Source organism: Thermalbibacter longus (assembly GCF_023806485.1).
In the GTDB taxonomy this organism is placed as follows: Bacteria; Chloroflexota; Chloroflexia; order Thermomicrobiales; family Thermomicrobiaceae; genus Thermalbibacter; species Thermalbibacter longus.
Genome location: NZ_JAMSLR010000011.1, coordinates 22,743 through 41,969, shown reverse-complemented (window position 1 = coordinate 41,969; position 19,227 = coordinate 22,743). Strand labels below are relative to the sequence as shown.

Genomic DNA, 19,227 nt, shown 5'->3' with positions numbered 1-19,227 from the left:
GACTGGCTACCGACCGAGCAGGCGACTGGAGCGGGACGCATCGAGCGACGGCCCGCTACTCGCTAGGAGCGGGCAGCGTACTCTTCGAGGAAGTAGAGCAGTGTCCGCACGCCGTGCCCAGTCCCGCCAGCAGGCCCGAGCGGTCCTCCCCGTTCGGCCCAAGCCGGCCCGGCGATATCCAGATGCGCCCAGCTCACCCCTTCGGTGAACTCGCGGAGGAAGAGCGCGGCGTTGATCGCCCCTCCCCAGCGCCCGCCGGTATTCTTGATATCCGCGTGCTCGCTCTTGAGCAGCTCTCGGTATTCGTCCCACAAGGGCATTGGCCAGAGCTTCTCGCCGGCACGCTGACCAGCGCGTACCAGCGCATCGACCAGGTCCTGGTCGGTCCCGAAGAGTCCAGTGCCCTGCTTGCCCAGCGCCACGACGCAGGCTCCGGTCAGCGTCGCCAGGTCGATCATCACGTCCACGCCCTGCTGGGCGGTGTAGGTCAGGGCATCAGCCAGCAGCAGCCGGCCCTCGGCATCAGTGCTGATCACCTCGATCGTCTTGCCGTTGAGCGCCCGGAGGATGTCGCCGGGGCGGAACGCCGCTCCATCAGGCATGTTCTCGGCTGCGGCGACGACGCCGTGCACGGCAATCGGCAGTCCCAGCGTCGCCACAGCCTGCATCACGCCGATCACCGCCGCCGCTCCGGCCATGTCGCCCTTCATCCGCTCCATGCCCTCGGCCGGCTTGATGCTGATGCCGCCGGTGTCGAAGGTTACCCCCTTGCCCACCAGCCCTACGCTCGCGAGCGGCTGCCCGGCGGGACGGTAGACGAGGTGGATCAGGTGTGGCTCGTGCCGGCTCCCCTGGCCCACAGCCAGGATGGCGCCGGCACCGAGCTCCTCGAGCGCGCCGCGATCGTAGACCCTGCACTCCAACCCGGCCCGCTCGGCGATCTCCCAGGCTATCCCGGCCAGTCGCTCAGGCGGCAGCTCGTTGCCCGGCCGGTTCACCAGATCGCGAGCGAGGCACACCGCCTCTACCGCCGTCCGCCCGCGCTCGATCCCCCGCTCGACTTGCCCGGCGGTGGCCAGGAAGATGACCTGTTCGAGCGATAGGGTCGTCTCCACTCTGGTGCGGTATTCCAGAAACCGGTACGTCCCCAGGCCAGCGCCTTCCACTGCCGCCTGGCAGACCCTTTCCGGATCGAGCCCAGGTACCGCTGGCAGCGGCGAGTAGAGCGTGCGTGCCCCTGCCTCGGCAGCCGCCTGCGCGGCCGCGCCCCAAGCCCGTCGAATATCGTCGGCCGTACGCGCTTCGGGTGACCCGATGCCAGCGATCACCAGCCGTTGGGCCGGGAGCTGTCCCCAGGTCGGCAACACGGTCACCTGGCCTACCCGCCCGGTGAGCCCGAGATCCCCTACGCTCTGGCATAGCTTTCCGTCAAGTATCCGATCCAATTCCTGGATCGAGGCATCGATGGAACCGCCGGCCTCGACAGGAACCAGCAGGGTGTCCGTGAGCTCGGCTGGGGAGCGCCGCTCGGCGGTGAAGCGGATGGTCATCGTGCCTACTCCTCCGAGCCCTCGATCGTGAAGCTGAACGAATGAACCGACACGTAGTCCGGATAGCTCTTCTCGCCGGCCCGGATCGGCACGTCGACCACGTTTTCGGCTGGCGGAATCGGGCAGGTCCAGCGATCGTTATAGGCGCAGTACGGGTTGTAGGCGTAGTTGAAGTCGATGACCAGCTTACCGTCGGGCGTCTCCTGTGGATCGAGGTAGCGACCGACCGGGTAGGTCTCCTTCCCGGCACTGGCATCGCGGAAGGGCAGGAAGTAGCGCCCTCGCCCCACCTCCCGATAGACGACGAAGCTGACTGGCTTGTCCTCGATCGTCACGGTGACCTTACCAGCCGGGATGAATTCCTTCGGCTCGCCCGTCGTCGTCGCCAGCAAGACCGGATCGTGAGACACGGCGTCCCGATCGAGTTCCACCACGAAGCGAAGCTGCGGATTCTCCGGATAATAACTCAATCCCGCAAAGCGCTCCTTCTGCTCCGGCAGAAGCGGTGAGTTGGCATGATTGCGAAAGAATTCGTCGCGGCGCCGACGAAAGTCCTCCAAGCGGCTCATGGGGCTACTCCATCCGTCTTCAGCTCAGCGGGCCGCCACGACCAGACCCGCAAGCTAGGATACCGCAGGTGAACGGCCTGCGGGGCAAACGGAAAGCCGGCCCATGGAGATGGCCGGCTCCCGGTTCTCTCGGGCGCTCACCGAGAAGTCCCAGATTGCGCTCACCGCGCCTGTGGCTAGGCGAGCTAGCTGGTGACCTCCACGGTGACGCCCGTCAATGTACCACTACTCATATCCGGGCATCACCTCCTTCCACCCTGCACGGTGTAGCAGGCTACCGATCAACGCCTCGAGCCTATCATGGTCCCCCCAGTAGTGTCAAGTTAGGCCATCTCACCAGCCTCTTCGGCACCCGGCGAGCCCATTCCGCAATTGACACCGATCGAGCATCCCCATATACTGTGGTATTGTGCACGTCTGAGCGGCGGCACGTCGCAGCGTAGCGCTCGACCAGGAAGGGCCTGCGTCCGGCATGACCGAGCGACCGCCACTCGATCGCTATGGCATCTCCCACTCGCCGGTGCCACCGTGCCCGCCGATGATCGGCGTCTTCTCCTTCTGGCCCCGGATCTGCTGCTGTACCTGCCGCTGACCGGCCGCTCCATCGAGCGACCTGGTCAGCCCCCTTTGTGCTCGACAAGCCCAGTTGATTGAACGTGAACTGGTCGCGGTCCACATCGCGACCGGTGAACCCTGTAACCATTCGGCCCGCCAGCGCCAGCATCTCGCGTCCTTACCATGCGCTGGAAACCTGGCGGGGCTGCACGACCGGCGCTTCGTTATCACGGTCAGGAAGGCGCAAAGAGGGAAACGATGAGCAGAAACGGGCACGTTATCGACGCGATCCGCACGTTGAGCTCGGCGATCCTGGCGAACCCGGCAATGGCGGAGGGTATCGTCCAGGCGCGGACTCGCTGGACGGGTGGGACGAGGGTTACCGGCAAGGTTCGCGAGTTCGATCCGATCACGATCGACGAGCCGCCAGGGCTCGGTGGCGAGGATCAGGGGCCGACACCGGTCGAGCTGCTGTTGCTCGCGCTGGGCTCCTGCCAGGAGATCGTCTACGCTGCCTATGCTGAGCAGCTCGGTATCCAGCTCGACGCGATCGAGATCGAGCTGACCGGAATGCTGGATCTGCGTGGCTTTCTCGGCCTCGACCCATCGGTGCGCCCCGGCTTCCGCCAGATCGAGGCTCGGGTCCGGCTTGTCAGTCCAGAGCCGGAGTCCCGGCTACGCGAGCTGGCTGATCTGGTCGAACGGTTCTGCCCGGCTCAGGACATGCTGACCAACCCGGTACCGATCACGACGACGCTCGCGATCGAGCGTCCTGCTCAGACCTCAGCGGCCTAGGACGTGGGGGCAGGATTCCGGAGGGAGAGGAAAGGAGGAATCGTCATGGCAGAGCGCGCGACCCTGGAAGTCGATCCGCGAGTGCTCGACCGGGGCTATGCCCACCCCGAAGCGCTGGTGACCACTGAGTGGGTGGCCGAGCACCTCGACGATCCGAATATCCGCATCGTCGAGTCGGACGAAGATGTGCTGCTCTACGAACTCGGGCATGTCCCCGGAGCTGTCAAGATCGACTGGCACACCGATCTTCAGGATCCACTGGTGCGGGACTTCATCGGCCCGGAGCAGTTCGCCCAGCTCTGCTCCCGACTGGGGATCAGCCCGCAGACCAGGGTGATCTTCTACGGCGACAAGAACAACTGGTGGGCAGCCTATGCCTACTGGTTCTTCCGCTACATGGGCCACGGCCCGCTCTCGATCATGGACGGCGGCCGCAAGAAGTGGGAGGCCGAAGGACGGCCGATGACCCGCGAGGTGCCGCAGTACCCACCCGCCGAGTACCCGGTGCCGACGCCCCACCCCGAGCTACGCGCCTTCCGCGATCAGGTGCTGGCGCATATCGGCTACCGCGATCGGCAGAAGGTTGCCGAGGGCAAGCCACTCGTCGACGTGCGCAGCCCGGGCGAGTACACCGGCGAGCTGCTGCACATGCCCGACTATCCCCAGGAGGGCGCGCTGCGCGGTGGGCACATCCCGGGAGCGGTGAACATCCCGTGGGGCCAAGCCGTCACCGAGGAGGGCACCTTCAAGAGCGCCGAGGAGCTCAAGCAGCTCTACGGCAGCAAGGGCATCCTCCCGGACAAGGACATCGTCGTGTACTGCCGGATCGGTGAGCGCTCGTCGCACACGTGGTTCGTCCTGCACGAGCTGCTCGGGTACCCGCAGGTCCGTAACTACGACGGTTCCTGGACCGAGTGGGGCAACGCGGTCGGGCTCCCCATCGAGCGCTAGACCGACGGAGAGAGGCGGGACGCCGAGCTCCACTCGGGCGTCCCGCCCCGGCTCTCGGGCCTGGGGTGGACGCCACAGGCGCGTCCTGGTCACTCGAGGAGGAAGCGATACCGTCGCGGTGATCCGCCGCTCACGGTTCATCCCGCGCGAGTTGATCGCTGTGCCCTCGACGGCTCTCTTAGGGCACGTCTTGCAGCGGGAGCGAGGCGGAGAGTCTGCGTCGCTTGACATACGTCACTTGACAGTTGTGTCTCGTGGTTCGAAACTGGCGTAAGCCAGCAGCCCGGTGACACTTACCCGCGCGCTGCGCGCGGCGATCTACGGAGGGAGGCACCATGGCAGTCTGGCGGCCCGACCCGACGTTCTACCCCTCTCCTCGCTCGGCAATGAAGGCTCCCCCGGAAGAGCTAGCCTTCGTGGTGCGGATCAATCCCAACGGCGACAGCCGGCCCGACGCCATCTGCGTCGTGGACGTCAACCCCCAGTCGAGCACCTACGGCCAGGTCGTCGGCGAGGTCGAGATGACCCACGCTGGGGACGAGCTGCACCACTTCGGCTGGAACGCCTGCAGCTCGATGCTCTGCCCCAACGCGCCGCACCCGCACGTCGAACGGCGCTATCTCGTCGTGCCCGCGCTCGGCTCCTCGCGGATCTACATCGTCGACACCAAGCCCGATCCGACCCGGCCGAAGATCGTCAAAGTCATCGAGCCGGAGGAGGTCGCCGACCGGGCCGGCTACGCCAAGGGCCACACGGTGCACTGCGGCCCGGACGGCATCTACATCAGCGCCCTCGGCGCGCCCGACGGTGATGGTCCAGGCGGGATCTTCATCCTCGACCACGACAGCTTCGACGTGCTCGGCCGCTGGGAGATCGACCGCGGTGACCAGTACCTCCACTACGACTTCTGGTGGCACCTCGGCTATGACACTATGGTCACCAGCGAGTGGGGCACGCCGAAGATGGTCGAGAACGGTGTCCAGGGCGACCTGCTGCTCGAGGGACAGTACGGCCACCGGCTGCACTTCTGGGATCTGCGCCGGCGGCGGCACGTGCAGACTATCGATCTGGGCAAGGAGCACCAGATCGCGCTCGAGCTGCGCCCGGCCCACGACCCGACCAAGTCCTACGGCTTCGTCAATACCGTCGTCAGCCTGAACGATCTCTCCTCCTCGATCTGGGTCTGGTATCGCAAGAACGGCTCCTGGGATGTCCGCAAGGTTATCGACATCCCAGCCGAGCCGGCGGAGGAGGACCAGCTCCCGGACATCCTGAAGCCGTTCAAGGCGGTTCCGCCGCTGGTCACCGACATCGACTTGAGCGTCGACGACCGGTTCCTCTACGTCTCGTGCTGGGGCACCGGCGAGCTGCGGCAGTACGACGTCTCCGACCCGTTCAACCCGAAGCTCACCGGCTCGGTGCACATCGGCGGCATCGTCCGGCGGGCCGGCCACCCGGCCGCTCCCGGGCCGCTCAACGGCGGGCCGCAGATGGTCGAGGTCAGCCGCGACGGGCGGCGAGTCTACTTCACCAACTCGCTCTACCTGCCCTGGGACGCCCAGTTCTACCCGGACGGCATCCGGGGCTGGATGGTCAAGCTCGACGTCAACCCGGAGGGAGGCATCAGCTTCGACCCGAACTTCTTCCTCGACTTCGGCGACCAGCGGGCCCACCAGATCCGGCTCCAGGGCGGCGATGCCTCGACCGACTCGTACTGCTTCCCGTAGTGCAGGTCGTCGTCGATTCTCGACCCACCCCTCCCGGCGACCGGGAGGGGAGGGCAGCCATGCTGGTGCTCGTTGATGGCTGATCTGGGCACTGCCTGGCCCTGGCTCTCACTGATCCTGCTCGGGGCGTTTCACGGGCTGAACCCGGCGATGGGCTGGCTCTTCGCGGTTGCGCTGGGCTTGCAGGAAGGGCGCCTGCGCGCGGTCGTCGAGGCGCTTCTGCCGATCGCGATCGGCCATGCCGCCTCGACCGGCTTGGTGGCCATCGCCATCGGCCTCTTGCAGCTCGCGGTCTCCCGCGAGCTCCTGCTGCTCCTCGGTGGGGCACTGCTGCTGGCGTTCGCGGCCTACAAGGTCGCGACCCGCTTCCGTCACCCGCGCTGGGTCGGCATGCGCGTCAAGCCGCACGAGCTGGCGCTCTGGTCGTTCCTGATGGCGACCGCGCACGGCGCCGGGCTCATGCTCGTCCCTGTGCTCGCCCACCTGCGGCCAGCCAGTGCCGTGCCAGCGCTGGCGACCGCTGGGCACGCGGGCCATGCGATGGCAGCCGGGAGCTCGATCGGATCGGGGCTTGCGGCCGTGGCGCTGCACACGCTGGCCATGTTCCTGGTGATGGGCCTTATCGCCGTGGTGGTCTACCAGGAGGTGGGCGTGGAGGTGCTGCGCCGAGCCTGGATCAACCTGGACCTGATCTGGGTCGGCGCGCTGGCGCTCGCCGGGCTCATCACGCTCGTCCTCGGCCTCTGGGCACTGTAAGGACAACCCGCGAAGACCAACACAATAGACTGTCGGGGCGAATGGTCATTCGCCCCGACAATGTTCCCCCTACGATGCCACCACCAGCACGGCGGCACCGTGGACGCGGCCGGCGCGCAGGTCTTCCAGCGCCCGGTTCGCCTCCTCCAGTGCGTAGGGTTGGATCGTGGTCCGGACCGGCACTCGCGGCGCCAGCGCTAGAAACTCCTCGCCGTCCTGCCGGGTCAGGTTGGCCACCGAGCGGAGCACCCGCTCGCCCCAGAGGATCTCGTAGGGGAATGAGGGGATATCGCTCATGTGGATCCCAGCGCAGACGACGACGCCACCCTTGGCCACCGCGCGCAGCGCCTGGGGCACCAGCCCACCGGCTGGAGCGAAGATGACCGCGGCGTCGAGCGGCTCGGGCGGGAGCTGGTCGGAGCCGCCAGCCCAGACGGCGCCCAGCTCGCGGGCGAACCGCTGCCCCTCGAGGTCGCACGGCCGGGTGAAGGCGTACACCCGCTGGCCGCGGTAGCGCGCGACCTGCGCCACGATGTGCGCTGACGCGCCGAAACCGTAGAGGCCGAGCCGCTCGGCCTCACCAGCCAATCGCAGGGCCCGGTAGCCGATCAGGCCAGCGCAGAGCAGCGGGGCAGCCTGCAAGTCCGGATAGTCCTCGGGGATCGGGAAGCAGTAGCGAGCGTCGGCTACCGCGTACTCGGCGTAGCCGCCGTCGCGCTGGTAGCCGGTAAAGCGCGCTTGGTCGCAGAGGTTCTCCCGGCCACCCAAGCAATACCGGCAGCGCCCGCAAGTCCATCCTAGCCAGGGCACGCCCACCCGGTCGCCGACAGCGAACCGCCCGACGCCCTCGCCCACCTTCATGACCACGCCGACGATCTGGTGGCCGAGCACTAGCGGCAGCTTCGGCTCCGGCAGCTCGCCATCGAAGACGTGCAGATCGGTCCGGCAAACACCGCAGGCCCGCACGCGGAGCTGTACCTGCCCCGGCCCAGGCTCGGGGGTGGGCACCTCCCGGAGCTCGAGCGGTCGGCCAGGCTCGGTCAACACCATCGCCCGCATCGTGACAGCTCCAGACCGCAGCCGCCCGGCCCGAACGCTCGTTCGGACCGCCTACTCCTCCGGCACGAAGGCCACGAACCGGCAGAAGGCCGCCTCGCCGCCCTTGAAGCGCCAAGGGAAGCAGCCGACCATCACCCGCCGGTCGAGCACCTGATCGATCTCCCCACCGGCATTCTCGATGTGGATGACCCCGCGCGGGAAGAGCAGGATGTGCATGATCTGGTAGTCCTCGTCGGGGAAGACCTCGCTCAGCGGCCGCCCGAGCTTGCGCTCGGCCTCGGCGGCCAGATCCGGCCGCACGCGGCGGATGACGGTGTTCATCGGGTGGTCGGCCGAGCCGGCGTCGACAGCCAGCCAGGAGATGCCCCGTTCGAGCACCCACTCGGCGAATGCGCGCGTCGGGCCGGGATGCTTGATGAAGTAACGGGTATCGTCGGGGTCCGACTCGGCGCATGCCGCGGCCCAGTCGCTCGGGTAGTGGCGATGGTAACCCGTGTGGATCACCAGGATGTCACCGGGCTGGATCCGGATCCCGGTGTCCCGCTCCCATTGCTCGAAGTGCTCCGGGCCGTAGATGTCGTAGTCGCCGATTCCGTAGCGAGTCAGGTCCACCACGCAGGCCCAGCCCACCAGCTTCGACAGCGGGATCGAGGCGATATCCAGACCATTGGTCTGGAAGTGGAGCGGCGCGTCGAGGTGCGTCCCGACGTGGAGCGTGGAGGTGATCCGCTGCCCACCCGCCTTGTCGAAGGCCAGTCGCTTGACCCAGGTCACCGTCGGCCCCTCGTACAGGGCGAACCCTGGCGTGTGGATGTCCCAGTCCTGCGAGAGATCGAGAACCCGCATCCTGTCCAGCGGTACGCTCACCTGCCTGCCCCTCCTCTGCTTCATTCCGTCGACCGCGCGATCAGCTCGAGCAACTCGCTGGGGCCGAGCGGCATCCGCGTCACCCGCACCCCCAGCGGGCGCAGCGCGTCGTCGATCGCTGAGGCCACCAGCGCCGGCACCGGGATGGCTCCCGCCTCCCCCACCCCCTTGACACCCAGCGGGTTGAGCGGTGAGGGGGTCTCCAGGTGGGCGATCTCGATCGGCGGCACCTCGACCGCCGTCGGGATCAGGAAGTCCATGAAGCTGGCGTTGACCGGCTGGCCGTTCTCGTCGTAGACGATCCGCTCGTAGAAGGCTCCTCCGATCCCCTGGGCGATACCGCCGTGGATCTGCCCTTCGACTACCATCGGGTTGATCACCCGCCCGCAGTCGTGGACGACGCAGAGCCGGTGGAACCTGATCATGCCGGTACCCGGATCGACCTCTAGGATGCAGGCGAGGGCGCCGCTCGCCCAGGTCGCGTGCGGCGGGCTGTAGTACTCGGTCGCCTCCAGCGCCGGCTGCCGGCCTGGCGGCAGCGCCGGGCCGTTCCACGGCCGCGGCTTGCTCAGCAACTCGCTCGCCTCCGTGCCGTAGGCATAGCGCAGCGGGTTGGCGAGCTGGGCCGCCTCCCAGTAGCTGAGCCCGCGCTCGGGCGCGCCCCGCACGAAGATGCGCCCATCCTCGACGACCAAGTCCGCCGGGTCGACCTCCAGCTCACGCGCGGCCAGCTCTAGCGCCTGCTCGCGCACCCGCCGAGCGGCCAGCGCCACCGCGCTGCCGGCTACCACCGCGCTGCGGCTGGCGTAGGTGCCCGAGCCGAAGCCGAAGTGCGCGGTATCCCCCTCGATCACCACGATGCGCTCGATCGGCACCTGGAGCTCTTCGGCCGCCACCTGGGCCAAGATCGTCTTGTGCGCCTGGCCCTGCTGCGGCATCCCGGTGGCGACATAGACATGCCCGGTCGGCTCGATGCGGACGTGCGCGCCCTCGTACGGGCCGATCCCGGTACCCTCGACGTAGCAGGCCAGTCCGATACCGACGTAGCGCCCCTCGGCACGCAGGCGCGGTTGCTCCTCGCGCACGAAGCGCTCGTAGTCGACCATCTCCAGCACCCGGGCCAGCATGGCCGGGTAGTCGCCGCTGTCGTAGCGCGTGGGAGCGCCGTCCTGAAAGACCAGCCCGACGTCGTAGGGGAACTCGTCAGGCTGGACGAAGTTGCGGCGGCGCACCTCGGCCCGATCCAGCCCCAGCTCATCGGCCACCCGGTCGATCAGCCGCTCCATCACGAAGCAGGCGTGCGGCCGCCCGGCGCCACGGTACGGGCTCACCGGCACGGTATTCGAGTAGACGGCGCGGAACTCGACGTGATAGTTCGGCACCTTGTACGGGCCGGGGAGCTGGCAGGCCGTGATCTGGGGCACGATGATGCCGTAGGGCGTGTAGGCTCCGGCATCGTGCAGGAAGATGTCGCGCACCCCCAGGATGCGGCCCTCAGCGTCGACCGCGATCTCGGCGTCGTGGATCTGCAGGCGCTCGTGGTTCGTAGCGATGAAGTGCTCGATCCGATCCTCGGTCCATTTCACCGGCCGGCCCAGCACCAGCGCGGCGTAGGGGATCAGGACCTCCTCCGGGTAGAACATGATCTTGCAGCCGAAGCCGCCGCCGACGTCCGGCGCGATCACCTCCACCTGGTGCGGGGCCAAACCGAAGAGAGCGGCGAGCGCGTTGCGGATCACGATCGGCCCCTGAGTCGAATCCCAGACCCGAAGCACCTCCCGGTACGGATCCCAGGCCGCCACGATCCCCCGCGTCTCGATCGGCATGGCGGCGCTGCGCTCGATGACCAGCCGCTCCCGGAACACGTGCGCCGCCTGGGCGAAGGCGCGCTCGGGGTCGCCGACCACCCCGACGTAGTGCGCAGCCACGTTCGTCCCGAGCTCCTCGTGCACCAGCCACGCTCCAGGCTCGACCGCCCGCTCGATGTCGACCACCGGCGGCAGCTCCTGGTACTCGACCCGGATCGCTTCCAGCGCGTCCTCGGCCACGTAGCGGCTCTCGGCAACGACCAGCGCCACCCCCTCGCCGACGTGATTCACCTCGTCGCGCGCGAGTGCATAACGAGTGTAGGGATGAGTGAGCGCCGGGTTGGGGATCAGGAGGGGCATCCGCTGCCGGGCCGGGCCGAGGTCGTCGTAGGTGAAGACGGCGACCACTCCCTCGAGGGCTCGAGCTGTGCTCGCGTCGATGCGCTCGATCTGGGCATGGGCGTAGGGACTGCGCAGCACCGCGGCGTGGAGCATGCCGGGGAGATCGATGTCGTCCACGTAACGACCGTGGCCGGTCAAGAGCCTCGGGTCTTCCCGCCGCTTGACCGGCTCGCCCAGCATCCGCGTCGGCACGAGACGCCTCCTCCCCGCCTGTCCCGAGATCATCCGGCAACCGGCTCACGCAGGAGCCGTGCCGCCTCCAGCGCAGCAGCCACGATGTTCTGATAGCCAGTGCAGCGACAGAGGTTGCCGGAGATGGCTTCCCGCACTTCCTCCTCGGACGGGCTCGGGTTCTCCGCTAGGAAGCTCTTGAGCAGCATCAGCAGCCCAGGGGTGCAGAAGCCACACTGTAACCCGTGCCTGTCCCAGAACGCCTGCTGCAGCGGGTGCAGGCGCTCTTCGTCGGGGGCCAGGCTCTCGACGGTCTCGATCGCCAGCCCGTCGGCCTGCACCGCCAGCATCAGGCAAGAGCGAGCCGGCTCCCCGTTCACCAGCACGGTGCAGGCGCCGCAGACGCCGTGCTCGCACCCCACGTGCGTGCCGGTCAACCCCAGCTCGTGCCGCAGGAAGTCCGAGAGCAGCAGCCGTGGCTCCACGACGCGCTCGTACACGACCCCGTTGACGGTCACCCTGATCGCCCGCCGCTGCGCGCTGCCGGCACCCACCTCTGCGCTCACTCCACCGTCTCCCTGGTGATCTGCCGGGTCGCTTCTGCCAGCGCCCGCTCGGTCAGCACCGCAGCGACCCGGCGGCGGTACTCGCTCGTCGCGTGGACATCGGTCTCAGGCTGGATCTCGGCGCTCACCAGCCGGCCCGCCTCGCGGAAGAGCGAGGTGGCGGGCCACTCACCGCGCAGCCGCTCCTCGGCCCGCCGCGCCCGCACCGGCACCGGCCCGACGCCGATGAGCGCCAGACGCGCCTCGCTGATGGTTCCATCGCCGTCGAGCGTTACCGACGCTCCGAGCCCCACCAGCGCGTAGTCGCCATGTCGCCGGGCGACCTCCAACCAGACCTGCCCTGTCCGCTCGGGGACCGCAGGCAACCAGATCTCCGTCACGAGCTCCTCCGGCGTGGCAGCCGATGCCAGCACTCCGAGGAAGAAGTCGGCCGGGTCGAGCACGCGCGTGCTCGAGCGGCTCTGCAGCGTGATCCGGCCATCGAGCGCCGCCAGCACGCCCGGCAGCTCGGCGGCCGGGTCGGCGTGCGCCACGCTACCGCCGATGGTTCCGCGGGTTCGGATCGGCAGGTGGCCGACGTAACGAATGGCTTGCGCAAGCAGCGGGCAGCGATCCCGGATCAGCGCCGAGCGCTCGACGGCGCGCTGGCGAGTCATAGCCCCGAGCGCCAGGCCACCGTCGCGCTCGGTCAGGTAATCGAGCTCAGCGACCCGGTTGAGATCGAGAAGGTGCCCAGGCCGGGCCAGGCGCATGTTGAGCAGCGGGACGAGGCTCTGCCCCCCAGCCAGTGGCTTCGCATCGGCCCCGAGCTCGGCTAGGAGCCCGAGCGCCTCATCGAGCGACTCCGGGACGTGATACTGGAAACGCGGCGGCTTCACCGGCTGCCACTCCCTCTCGCGGCCCGTCGTTATCTTGGCTCAAGCCCGCGCACCGGCGCAACGGCGGTCCACCTCTCTCGCAGGGTGCGCATCGTGGCCTCGTCCGCCCGGACGAGCAGTCTCCTCGCCGCGCGGCGAGGACTCGGACCCCAGCTCGGCCGGGCTCATCGCCCACCAGATCCGGACTGTCGACCCGGCTCGGGCTCGACTCCCGGCGGCGGTTCCACTGCCCCCGCCTCGGCCGGGGCCGCTTCGAACTCGCCGAACGCCTGCGGCGCGCCCTTGAAGAGCTGGTAGAGAATGATCGCGCCGAACGTGCCCAGCGCGATGCCGGCGAACTCGAAGTCACCGAGCCGAAGCTTGTAGTCGGCCGCGCCGAGGATCAGGGCCACGGCGGCGATGAACAGATTGATTCCCTTGGTGAAGTCCACGCCGCCCTCGACCCAGATCCGGCCTCCGGTGACAGCGATCAGGCCGAAGAGCACCGTGGTGATCCCTCCGAGCACGCCCGCCGGGATGGACTGCACCAGCGCGCCGAACTTGGGTGACAGCCCGAGCAGGATCGCAACCAGCGCGGCGATCGGGAAAATGATGGTGGAGTAGACCCGCGTCATGGCCATCACGCCGATATTCTCCGCGTAGGTGGTGACGCCTGTCCCACCACCGGTACCGGCGACCATGGTCGCTACCCCGTCGCCCATGAACGCCCGGCCGAGGTACTGGGTCATGTTGCGCGAGGTCATCGCCTCGACGGCCTTGATGTGGCCGAAGTTCTCAGCCACAAGGACGATCGCGACCGGGGCGATCAGCGTGACCGCGCGCGTATCGAACGCTGGGCCGACGAAGTCCGGCAGGCCGAACCAGGCCGCGTCGCGCACAGCCGAGAGATCGACACCTTGAACCTGGAAGAACCAGATCTGCCGCCCCTCCGGTGATGTCCCGCCGAGGATCAGCGCCACCACGTAGCCGATCACTGTACCGAGCAATACGGGGAGCCGCGCCCAAATGCCACGGGTGTAGAGCCCGACGATCAACACCGCGAAGAGCGTGACGATGGCTAGGAATGGCCCCTGCTGCACCAATCCCCAGGCTGCCGGAGCCAGGTTCAGGCCGATAATCATCACCACCGAACCGGTGACGACGGGCGGCATCAGCCGATCGATCCAGGCGGTCCCCGAGATGTGCACGATCAGGCCGATAATGGTATAGAGCAGCCCGGCCGCGATGATCCCGCCGAGTGCCTTCGGGATATCGGCCGGGTTGAAGTTGCCGGCTGCCGGCGAGCCGATGGCAGCGGCGATCGGCCCGATGAAGGAGAAACTCGAGCCGAGGTAGCTGGGCACTCGCCCGCCGACGAAGACGAAAAAGATGAGCGTTCCGATACCCGAGAAGAAAATCGCCAGATTCGGATCGAAGCCCATCACCAGCGGCGCTACCACCGTCGCGCCGAACATCGCCAGCACATGCTGGAGGCCGAGCGCTACCGTCTGCCCCCAGGGGAGCCGCTCATCCGGGGCGATCACGCCGCCGGTCTTCTCACGCCAGGTCAACTGCAGCACCATGGTCTTCCCCCTCTTCACGCCGCGCTTGCGAGACACCCCCGTCCCTTCCCTCGGCTCGACCGCGCACGAGCCGAGCAGCACCTCGCCCTGCCCCGGGGCGGGCTACGGGCAATGCCGTGAGCTGGAGCGCGGCCGCGAAGCAGGTACGCCCACCGGTCTCGGTGGGCGTCGAGTCGGCTCAGCATGCCAGCGCTCTTCTCGGGGCACATGGGCCACCGACGACGGCAATGACGCTGTCCGGTTCCGGCTCGCCCATCGGTCATTCCTCGCGAACAAACGACGCAAAGTAGTCTAGGACTCCACGGAGAGTGGTGTCAACACTGAAAGGACTGATCATGGCTTGACAGGATGCCAGGCGCTGGATAGGCTATGAGACAAATAGAACATTTGTGCCGAAGGATCGACGGTGCCGGAGGCTGCGGCGGTGAGCAAGCCACTCCAGACCGATGAGCCCGAGCGGAAGCCTCGCGCCCTTCAGCCACCACTCTTCGAACTGGGCGCCGATGGCCGGCTCCGCGGCCATGTCGGCTTGCTCCCCGACCTGACCGCAGATTCGAGCCTCGACGTCGCGCGTTACTGGTACCGGCGGTACCTGGAGCAATCTGGCCATCCGCCGAACACCGTCAAGTCGTACAGCTACGACCTCGCCGTGTTCGAGTCGCTGATCGGCCCCAAGCCGATCCGAGCGATTACCCGGCGGGATATCGCCACGTTCCTCAACGAGAGCCGGGGCCGCTCTACTAGGAAGCGGCGGCTGACTACTGTCTCCGGGTTCTTCAAGTTCCTCATCAACAAGGCCAAGGTGCTCGACAGCGACCCCACGGCGGCGTTCTACCCGGAGCACATCCCGCTCAAGACGCCCCAGCCGCTCTTCGCCGAAGAGCAGGAGCGGCTGCTGGCGGCCGCCGCCGAGGACGGCCCGAGAGCGCACCTGGCCATCTGGCTGATGCTCAAGCTCGGACTCACCCGCTCGGAGGTATTGGGGTTGCGGGCCTCGCACATCGACTGGTCCGACCCCGAGCGGCCGGTCGTGTACATCTTCTACGAGGGGCTGAGACGCCGGCTGCGCGAGCGCAAGCTGGCCGCGAGCGCCGAATTGACCGAAATCTACCACCGGCTGCTCCAGGACAGTGACGAGCCGGTCGACTACCTGGTGCCGATTCTCCCGCAGTCGCTGAACAAGCTCGTCGAGCGAGTGGCACAGGCAGCCGGCATCCAGAAGCAGGTCACGCCGCAGACGCTCCGGCACACCTTTGCTGTGGAGCAGGCCCGGCGGGGGGCCACCGAGGACGAGCTGCTGGAACTGCTGGGCCTGGCCGACGACGCCCGCAACCGGATGAGCGTTCGGCGCTATCTCAAGCTCGCCGCGCCGCCGCTGCTCGGGGAGTCAAGTCCCGATACGACCTGAGGCCTGGCATCAGAGCCGCCGGCGGAGGGAAAGCCGGCAGAGCACGTCCTCGAGCACTTCGGCCGAGGGCCGGTCGGTATCGACGACGATGTGCGGCAAGCCGGTTACCTGAGTGAACGTCTCGCCGTAGTGTGCGCGCTGCTCCTGGTAGATCGCCCAGGTGGCCTCGCTGACCTGTCCAGGCTCGTGAGCACGGTACAGCAGCCGGTGATGAACCACCTCCGGCGGGCAACGGCACTCGATCAGCAGCAGATCAGCGCCGCGCGACCGCGCCAGGTCGCGTGCCCGTTCCCGCCAGCTCGTGTCCAGGAAGGTTGCGTCCAGCACGACCGAGTGTCCTGTCCCCAGCGACTCGCCGGCCCGGGCGAGCAGGGTCTCGTAGGTTGCCCTCGTCAGCTCGGGGCCATAGATCCCCTCGCCGAACGGAACCGGGTTGCGGCTCTCGAGCGGCCGGCCGGCTAACTCCTTACGGATCACGTCGGAGGAGGCCAGCCGCGCCCCCAGCACACGCGCCAGCCGCCGCGAGAGCACGCTCTTGCCCGTACCAGCGAGCCCCCCGACCAGCAAGAGCGTCGGGCGCATCGGCTCGACGATGTACGAGGTCGCCAGGTCGATGTAGCGCTCGGCCTGGGTGCGCACCGCGAGGTACTCGGGCAGTTCCGGCGCGAGCTCGTCGGTGCGGAAGCAGTTAACCTTCGCCCGCACGTGCGCCCGGTAGATGGAGAAGAAGTGGACCAGCCGGGCAAGATCGTCGTCCGCCAGCCGCTCGGCGAGCAGCGCGACGAAGCGCGCGGCCAGGTCCGAGCGACCGTGGTGATCGAGATCCATCGAGAGAAATGCGATATCCACCGCGATGTCGCCGCACCGCAGCCGGGGGTTGAACTCGATGCAGTCGACGATCTGGAGCCCATCCGGCTCCGGCCGCTCGACGAACACGTGCGCCAGGTGCAGGTCGCCGTGCCCCTCCCGGATCTGGCCGCCAGCCACCCGGCGGCCGAAGAGGTCGGCCTGGCTCCAGAGGAAGTTGGATGAGGCGTCCTCGATCCAGCGAAGCTGTACCGGCGCGATGATCTCGCCGGCATAGGGAGCAGTCTGATCCAAGTTCTCGCGGATGTTGTGCCAGACCGCCTCCGGCGTTCCCCACTCGTCCACTCCAGGCCCGGTAGCCGCCTCCTCGCGGTAGAAACGCGTCAAACGGTCGGCGAGCGCTACGAGCACGCGCTCGTCCACCTCGCCCCGTCCGAGCATCCGCAGCAGCATCCGGTCGTCTGGCAGCCGGCGCATCTTCACCGCGTACTCGACGACCGGGCCATCGCCATAGAACTGGAGCTGGCCACCAACCTCCACGACCGGCACCACGCCTAGGTAGACATCGCGCGTGAGCCGGCGGTTGAGGCGCACCTCCTCCTGGCAGAATTGGTGCCGCCGCTCGAGCGTGGTGAAGTCGAGAAAGCCGAAATCGACCGGCTTCTTCACCTTGAAGACCAGATCGCCAGCCAGAAAGACGATCGAGATGTGGGTCTCTTCGATGTCGACGGCATCCACCGCGAAGGGATAGGCCTCGGGCCGGCTGAGATCGGCCAGCAGGCGGGCGACGTGCTGCCGCGCCTCGTCGTCGTAATCGATCGCCATGCTCGCGCTCCACCTCGTTGCCGGTACGCGGTCTGAGGGTCCCGAAGTCCACAGAACCCTACCGCGATTCTCTTCCACGATGCAAGCGGAGCTGGCCGATCCTCGCTGAGGGCTGGAAGTCAGCTCTTCGCACCTGAAAGAGACCTGGAGACTCGCGCCCCCGTGGCTGATGACCCGTCTATCGCTAGCGCTCCACGAGGGCCGGCGACGCAAGCCGCGTCTCCCAGAGAGGGGTTCGACCCGCCGGGTGGAGTTCTGCGCCGGATCCCTTTGGCATCCATTCGTCCACTCTCTCCAACAGCCGCCAGGCAAGCATGGTATTGTGTGTGTCGATCGAGAGCAGAAACGTGGGTCGACTTCGGCGTGGACGGCGTTTGTCGAGAGGAGCGGAAGCATGCGAAGCAGTATCGCGATCGCTCGCACGATCGCTGCTCTCCTGCTCGCACTGGCCGCCCTGGCGCTGCCGAGACCAGCCCGTGCGGCAACGTTCCTGGCCGATGGCCAGGTGGTCGTCGCACAGGGTCAGACCATCGATGACGACGTGTACGCGTTCAGCGGGACGATCACTATCGATGGGCGTGTCACGCGTAGCCTGGTGGTCGCCGGGGGAACGGTGACGGTCAACGGCCAGGTCGATGGCGACGTGACAGTGGCCGGCGGGACGATAACGCTCAACGGCCCTGTAGGAGGCACGGTTCGGGTCGCCGGGGGAACCGTGACGATCAACGGTCCTGTTGGCTGGGATGTCGTAGCCGCTGGTGGCGACGTGACCGTCGGCTCCGGGAGCAGGATCGCCAACGATCTCGTCCTGGGAGCGGGAACGGTGACAGTGGCTGGTCGCATCGACGGCGACCTCCGCGGAAGTGCCACCCAGGCGCGCCTGCTGGGCGAGGTACGCGGAGACGTGCTGCTCGACATCGATAACCAGCTCTCGCTCGGGCCGCAGGCGGTCATCGGCGGGGACTTGAGCTACCGCGCGCCGCAGGCAGCGAATATCGACCCCGGAGCGCGCATCCAGGGTCAAACACGCTTTACTCCGACAGGGGCGGCGACCGGCAGCGAGCGGTCGTTCACGGAGCGGGCACTAGCCTGGCTCGGCAGCCTGCTCTTGCGGCTGGCGTGGGCACTTGTCGCCGGCACGCTACTGGTGATGCTCCTGCCCCGGCGCAGTGCCACGATCGCCGACACATTGCGGCAAGCTCCGGTGGCAAGTCTACTCTGGGGCATCGCCCTGTTGATTGCCGTCCCGATCCTCGCGTTCATCCTCTTGATCACGGTGGTCGGCGTCCCGGCTGGGCTTCTCCTGCTCGGCTTCTACCTTGCCGCCCTCTACCTGAGCCAGGTGCTCCTGGGGCTCTCGCTGGTCCGAGGAGCGGTGCCTCTCTCGTGGCGCACCACCAGGCGCTTGCCGCTCTGGCTGGCAATGCTGATCGGCACCAGCTTGGTCGTGCTGATCAGGTTACTGCCGCTACCCTTCGGTATCGCCACCTGGTGGACAGCGATCCTGAGCTTTCTCATTGCCGTCCTCGCCCTCGGGGCGATCTGGACCGATCTGACCGGCTGGGGCAAGCCGGTGCCGGCGCTCGCGCCGGCCGCTGCGCCTCCGCCGCCGGCCGAGGAGACCGAGCTCAGGCCAGTGACTGGTCCACTTCCAGGGACGCCTGGACTCGGACCCGAACGCAGCGCCCAGATACGAGAAGAACGGCCGATCACCGAGCCAGCGATCACGTCGCAGCGCCCGGCACCCGAGCGGCCAGCTACCCCGAGCGAGGCCGAGCCGGCAGCCGGCCCAGCCATGACTGAGCCGGCGCAGACCAGCGCGCCCACGCCTGAGCGCCAGCAGCCAGCCTCGCCCGAATCGCCCGCGGGCCAGCCGCCCGAGGACACGCGCCCGATCGGGGAGCAACCTGCATCACCACCAGCCGGCCGACCGGAGGCCGAAGAAGATCGAAAAGAGCGGTAGGGGCCCTC

At 67.8% G+C, this 19,227-nt stretch carries 15 protein-coding genes; 6 read left to right on the top strand and 9 right to left on the bottom strand.

Annotated features, from left to right (window positions below; translation table 11 throughout):
• Nucleotides 1–62: 62 nt before the first annotated feature.
• Together NET02_RS13355 and NET02_RS13350 are read right to left on the bottom strand one after the other, a co-directional pair.
• On the bottom strand, nt 63–1,550 hold the full coding sequence (locus NET02_RS13355; RefSeq protein ID WP_284057924.1) for a leucyl aminopeptidase: 1,488 nt from the start codon (nt 1,548–1,550) through the stop codon (nt 63–65).
• A gap of 5 nt (nt 1,551–1,555) precedes the next feature.
• Nucleotides 1,556–2,119 (bottom strand): DUF1684 domain-containing protein, encoded by a 564-nt coding sequence (locus tag NET02_RS13350; RefSeq protein ID WP_284057923.1) that lies wholly within the window; start codon nt 2,117–2,119, stop codon nt 1,556–1,558.
• Nucleotides 2,120–2,932: 813 nt separating this feature from the next.
• On the opposite strand from NET02_RS13350, the gene NET02_RS13345 reads away from it, so the two are divergent.
• The 4 genes from NET02_RS13345 (at nt 2,933) to NET02_RS13330 (ending at nt 6,903) form a co-directional block, all read left to right on the top strand.
• On the top strand, nt 2,933–3,469 hold the full coding sequence (locus tag NET02_RS13345) for an OsmC family protein (RefSeq protein WP_284057922.1): 537 nt from the start codon (nt 2,933–2,935) through the stop codon (nt 3,467–3,469).
• A 45-nt stretch (nt 3,470–3,514) separates the two neighbouring features.
• Complete coding sequence (locus NET02_RS13340) at nt 3,515–4,420, top strand: sulfurtransferase (RefSeq protein WP_284057921.1); 906 nt, start codon at nt 3,515–3,517, stop codon at nt 4,418–4,420.
• A 335-nt stretch (nt 4,421–4,755) separates the two neighbouring features.
• A complete protein-coding gene (locus tag NET02_RS13335; protein WP_284057920.1) occupies nt 4,756–6,147 on the top strand; it encodes a selenium-binding family protein in 1,392 nt (463 codons plus the stop codon).
• Nucleotides 6,148–6,222: 75 nt separating this feature from the next.
• Entirely contained in the window at nt 6,223–6,903 is a 681-nt protein-coding gene (locus NET02_RS13330; protein WP_284057919.1) for a hypothetical protein, read from the top strand.
• 69 nt (nt 6,904–6,972) lie between these two features.
• Here NET02_RS13330 and NET02_RS13325 read toward each other — a convergent pair whose 3' ends face one another.
• The 6 genes from NET02_RS13325 to NET02_RS13300 all read right to left on the bottom strand — a co-directional run bounded on the left by NET02_RS13325 (nt 6,973) and on the right by NET02_RS13300 (nt 14,216).
• Entirely contained in the window at nt 6,973–7,962 is a 990-nt protein-coding gene (locus tag NET02_RS13325) for a zinc-dependent alcohol dehydrogenase family protein (protein ID WP_284057918.1), read from the bottom strand.
• A gap of 51 nt (nt 7,963–8,013) precedes the next feature.
• The gene (locus NET02_RS13320) at nt 8,014–8,829 is read right to left on the bottom strand and encodes a cyclase family protein (RefSeq protein WP_284057917.1); all 816 of its coding nucleotides are present in this window, start codon (nt 8,827–8,829) and stop codon (nt 8,014–8,016) included.
• A gap of 20 nt (nt 8,830–8,849) precedes the next feature.
• Entirely contained in the window at nt 8,850–11,231 is a 2,382-nt protein-coding gene (cutA, locus tag NET02_RS13315; RefSeq protein WP_284057916.1) for an aerobic carbon-monoxide dehydrogenase large subunit, read from the bottom strand.
• A 29-nt stretch (nt 11,232–11,260) separates the two neighbouring features.
• Nucleotides 11,261–11,776, bottom strand: a complete 516-nt coding sequence (locus NET02_RS13310) for a (2Fe-2S)-binding protein (protein ID WP_284057915.1) — start codon at nt 11,774–11,776, stop codon at nt 11,261–11,263.
• The gene (locus NET02_RS13305; protein ID WP_284057914.1) at nt 11,773–12,654 is read right to left on the bottom strand and encodes an FAD binding domain-containing protein; all 882 of its coding nucleotides are present in this window, start codon (nt 12,652–12,654) and stop codon (nt 11,773–11,775) included. The genes NET02_RS13310 and NET02_RS13305 overlap by 4 nt, the downstream gene beginning before the upstream one ends.
• A 164-nt stretch (nt 12,655–12,818) precedes the next feature.
• Nucleotides 12,819–14,216 (bottom strand): solute carrier family 23 protein, encoded by a 1,398-nt coding sequence (locus NET02_RS13300; protein WP_284057913.1) that lies wholly within the window; start codon nt 14,214–14,216, stop codon nt 12,819–12,821.
• Between the two features lie 406 nt (nt 14,217–14,622).
• Between NET02_RS13300 and NET02_RS13295 the strand changes: the two genes are divergently transcribed.
• A complete protein-coding gene (locus tag NET02_RS13295) occupies nt 14,623–15,624 on the top strand; it encodes a tyrosine-type recombinase/integrase (protein WP_284057912.1) in 1,002 nt (333 codons plus the stop codon).
• 9 nt (nt 15,625–15,633) lie between these two features.
• Here the strand turns inward: NET02_RS13295 and NET02_RS13290 are convergent, their stop codons facing one another.
• Nucleotides 15,634–17,256: a bifunctional aminoglycoside phosphotransferase/ATP-binding protein gene (locus NET02_RS13290; RefSeq protein ID WP_284057911.1), complete on the bottom strand. Its 1,623-nt coding sequence runs from the start codon at nt 17,254–17,256 to the stop codon at nt 15,634–15,636.
• Between the two features lie 394 nt (nt 17,257–17,650).
• Here NET02_RS13290 and NET02_RS13285 point away from each other — a divergent pair, with 394 nt between their 5' ends.
• Complete coding sequence (locus tag NET02_RS13285) at nt 17,651–19,219, top strand: DUF8173 domain-containing protein (RefSeq protein WP_284057910.1); 1,569 nt, start codon at nt 17,651–17,653, stop codon at nt 19,217–19,219.
• Nucleotides 19,220–19,227: the final 8 nt, after the last annotated feature.

Bases quoted from the DNA above. Each gene is read 5' to 3' on its own strand.
- NET02_RS13355 (WP_284057924.1), bottom strand. From the start codon at position 1,550: ATGACCATCCGCTTCACCGCCGAGCGGCGCTCCCCAGCCGAGCTCACG.
- NET02_RS13350 (WP_284057923.1), bottom strand. From the start codon at position 2,119: ATGAGCCGCTTGGAGGACTTTCGTCGGCGCCGCGACGAATTCTTTCGC.
- NET02_RS13345 (WP_284057922.1), top strand. From the start codon at position 2,933: ATGAGCAGAAACGGGCACGTTATCGACGCGATCCGCACGTTGAGCTCG.
- NET02_RS13340 (WP_284057921.1), top strand. From the start codon at position 3,515: ATGGCAGAGCGCGCGACCCTGGAAGTCGATCCGCGAGTGCTCGACCGG.
- NET02_RS13335 (WP_284057920.1), top strand. From the start codon at position 4,756: ATGGCAGTCTGGCGGCCCGACCCGACGTTCTACCCCTCTCCTCGCTCG.
- NET02_RS13330 (WP_284057919.1), top strand. From the start codon at position 6,223: ATGGCTGATCTGGGCACTGCCTGGCCCTGGCTCTCACTGATCCTGCTC.
- NET02_RS13325 (WP_284057918.1), bottom strand. From the start codon at position 7,962: ATGCGGGCGATGGTGTTGACCGAGCCTGGCCGACCGCTCGAGCTCCGG.
- NET02_RS13300 (WP_284057913.1), bottom strand. From the start codon at position 14,216: ATGGTGCTGCAGTTGACCTGGCGTGAGAAGACCGGCGGCGTGATCGCC.
- NET02_RS13290 (WP_284057911.1), bottom strand. From the start codon at position 17,256: ATGGCGATCGATTACGACGACGAGGCGCGGCAGCACGTCGCCCGCCTG.
- NET02_RS13285 (WP_284057910.1), top strand. From the start codon at position 17,651: ATGCGAAGCAGTATCGCGATCGCTCGCACGATCGCTGCTCTCCTGCTC.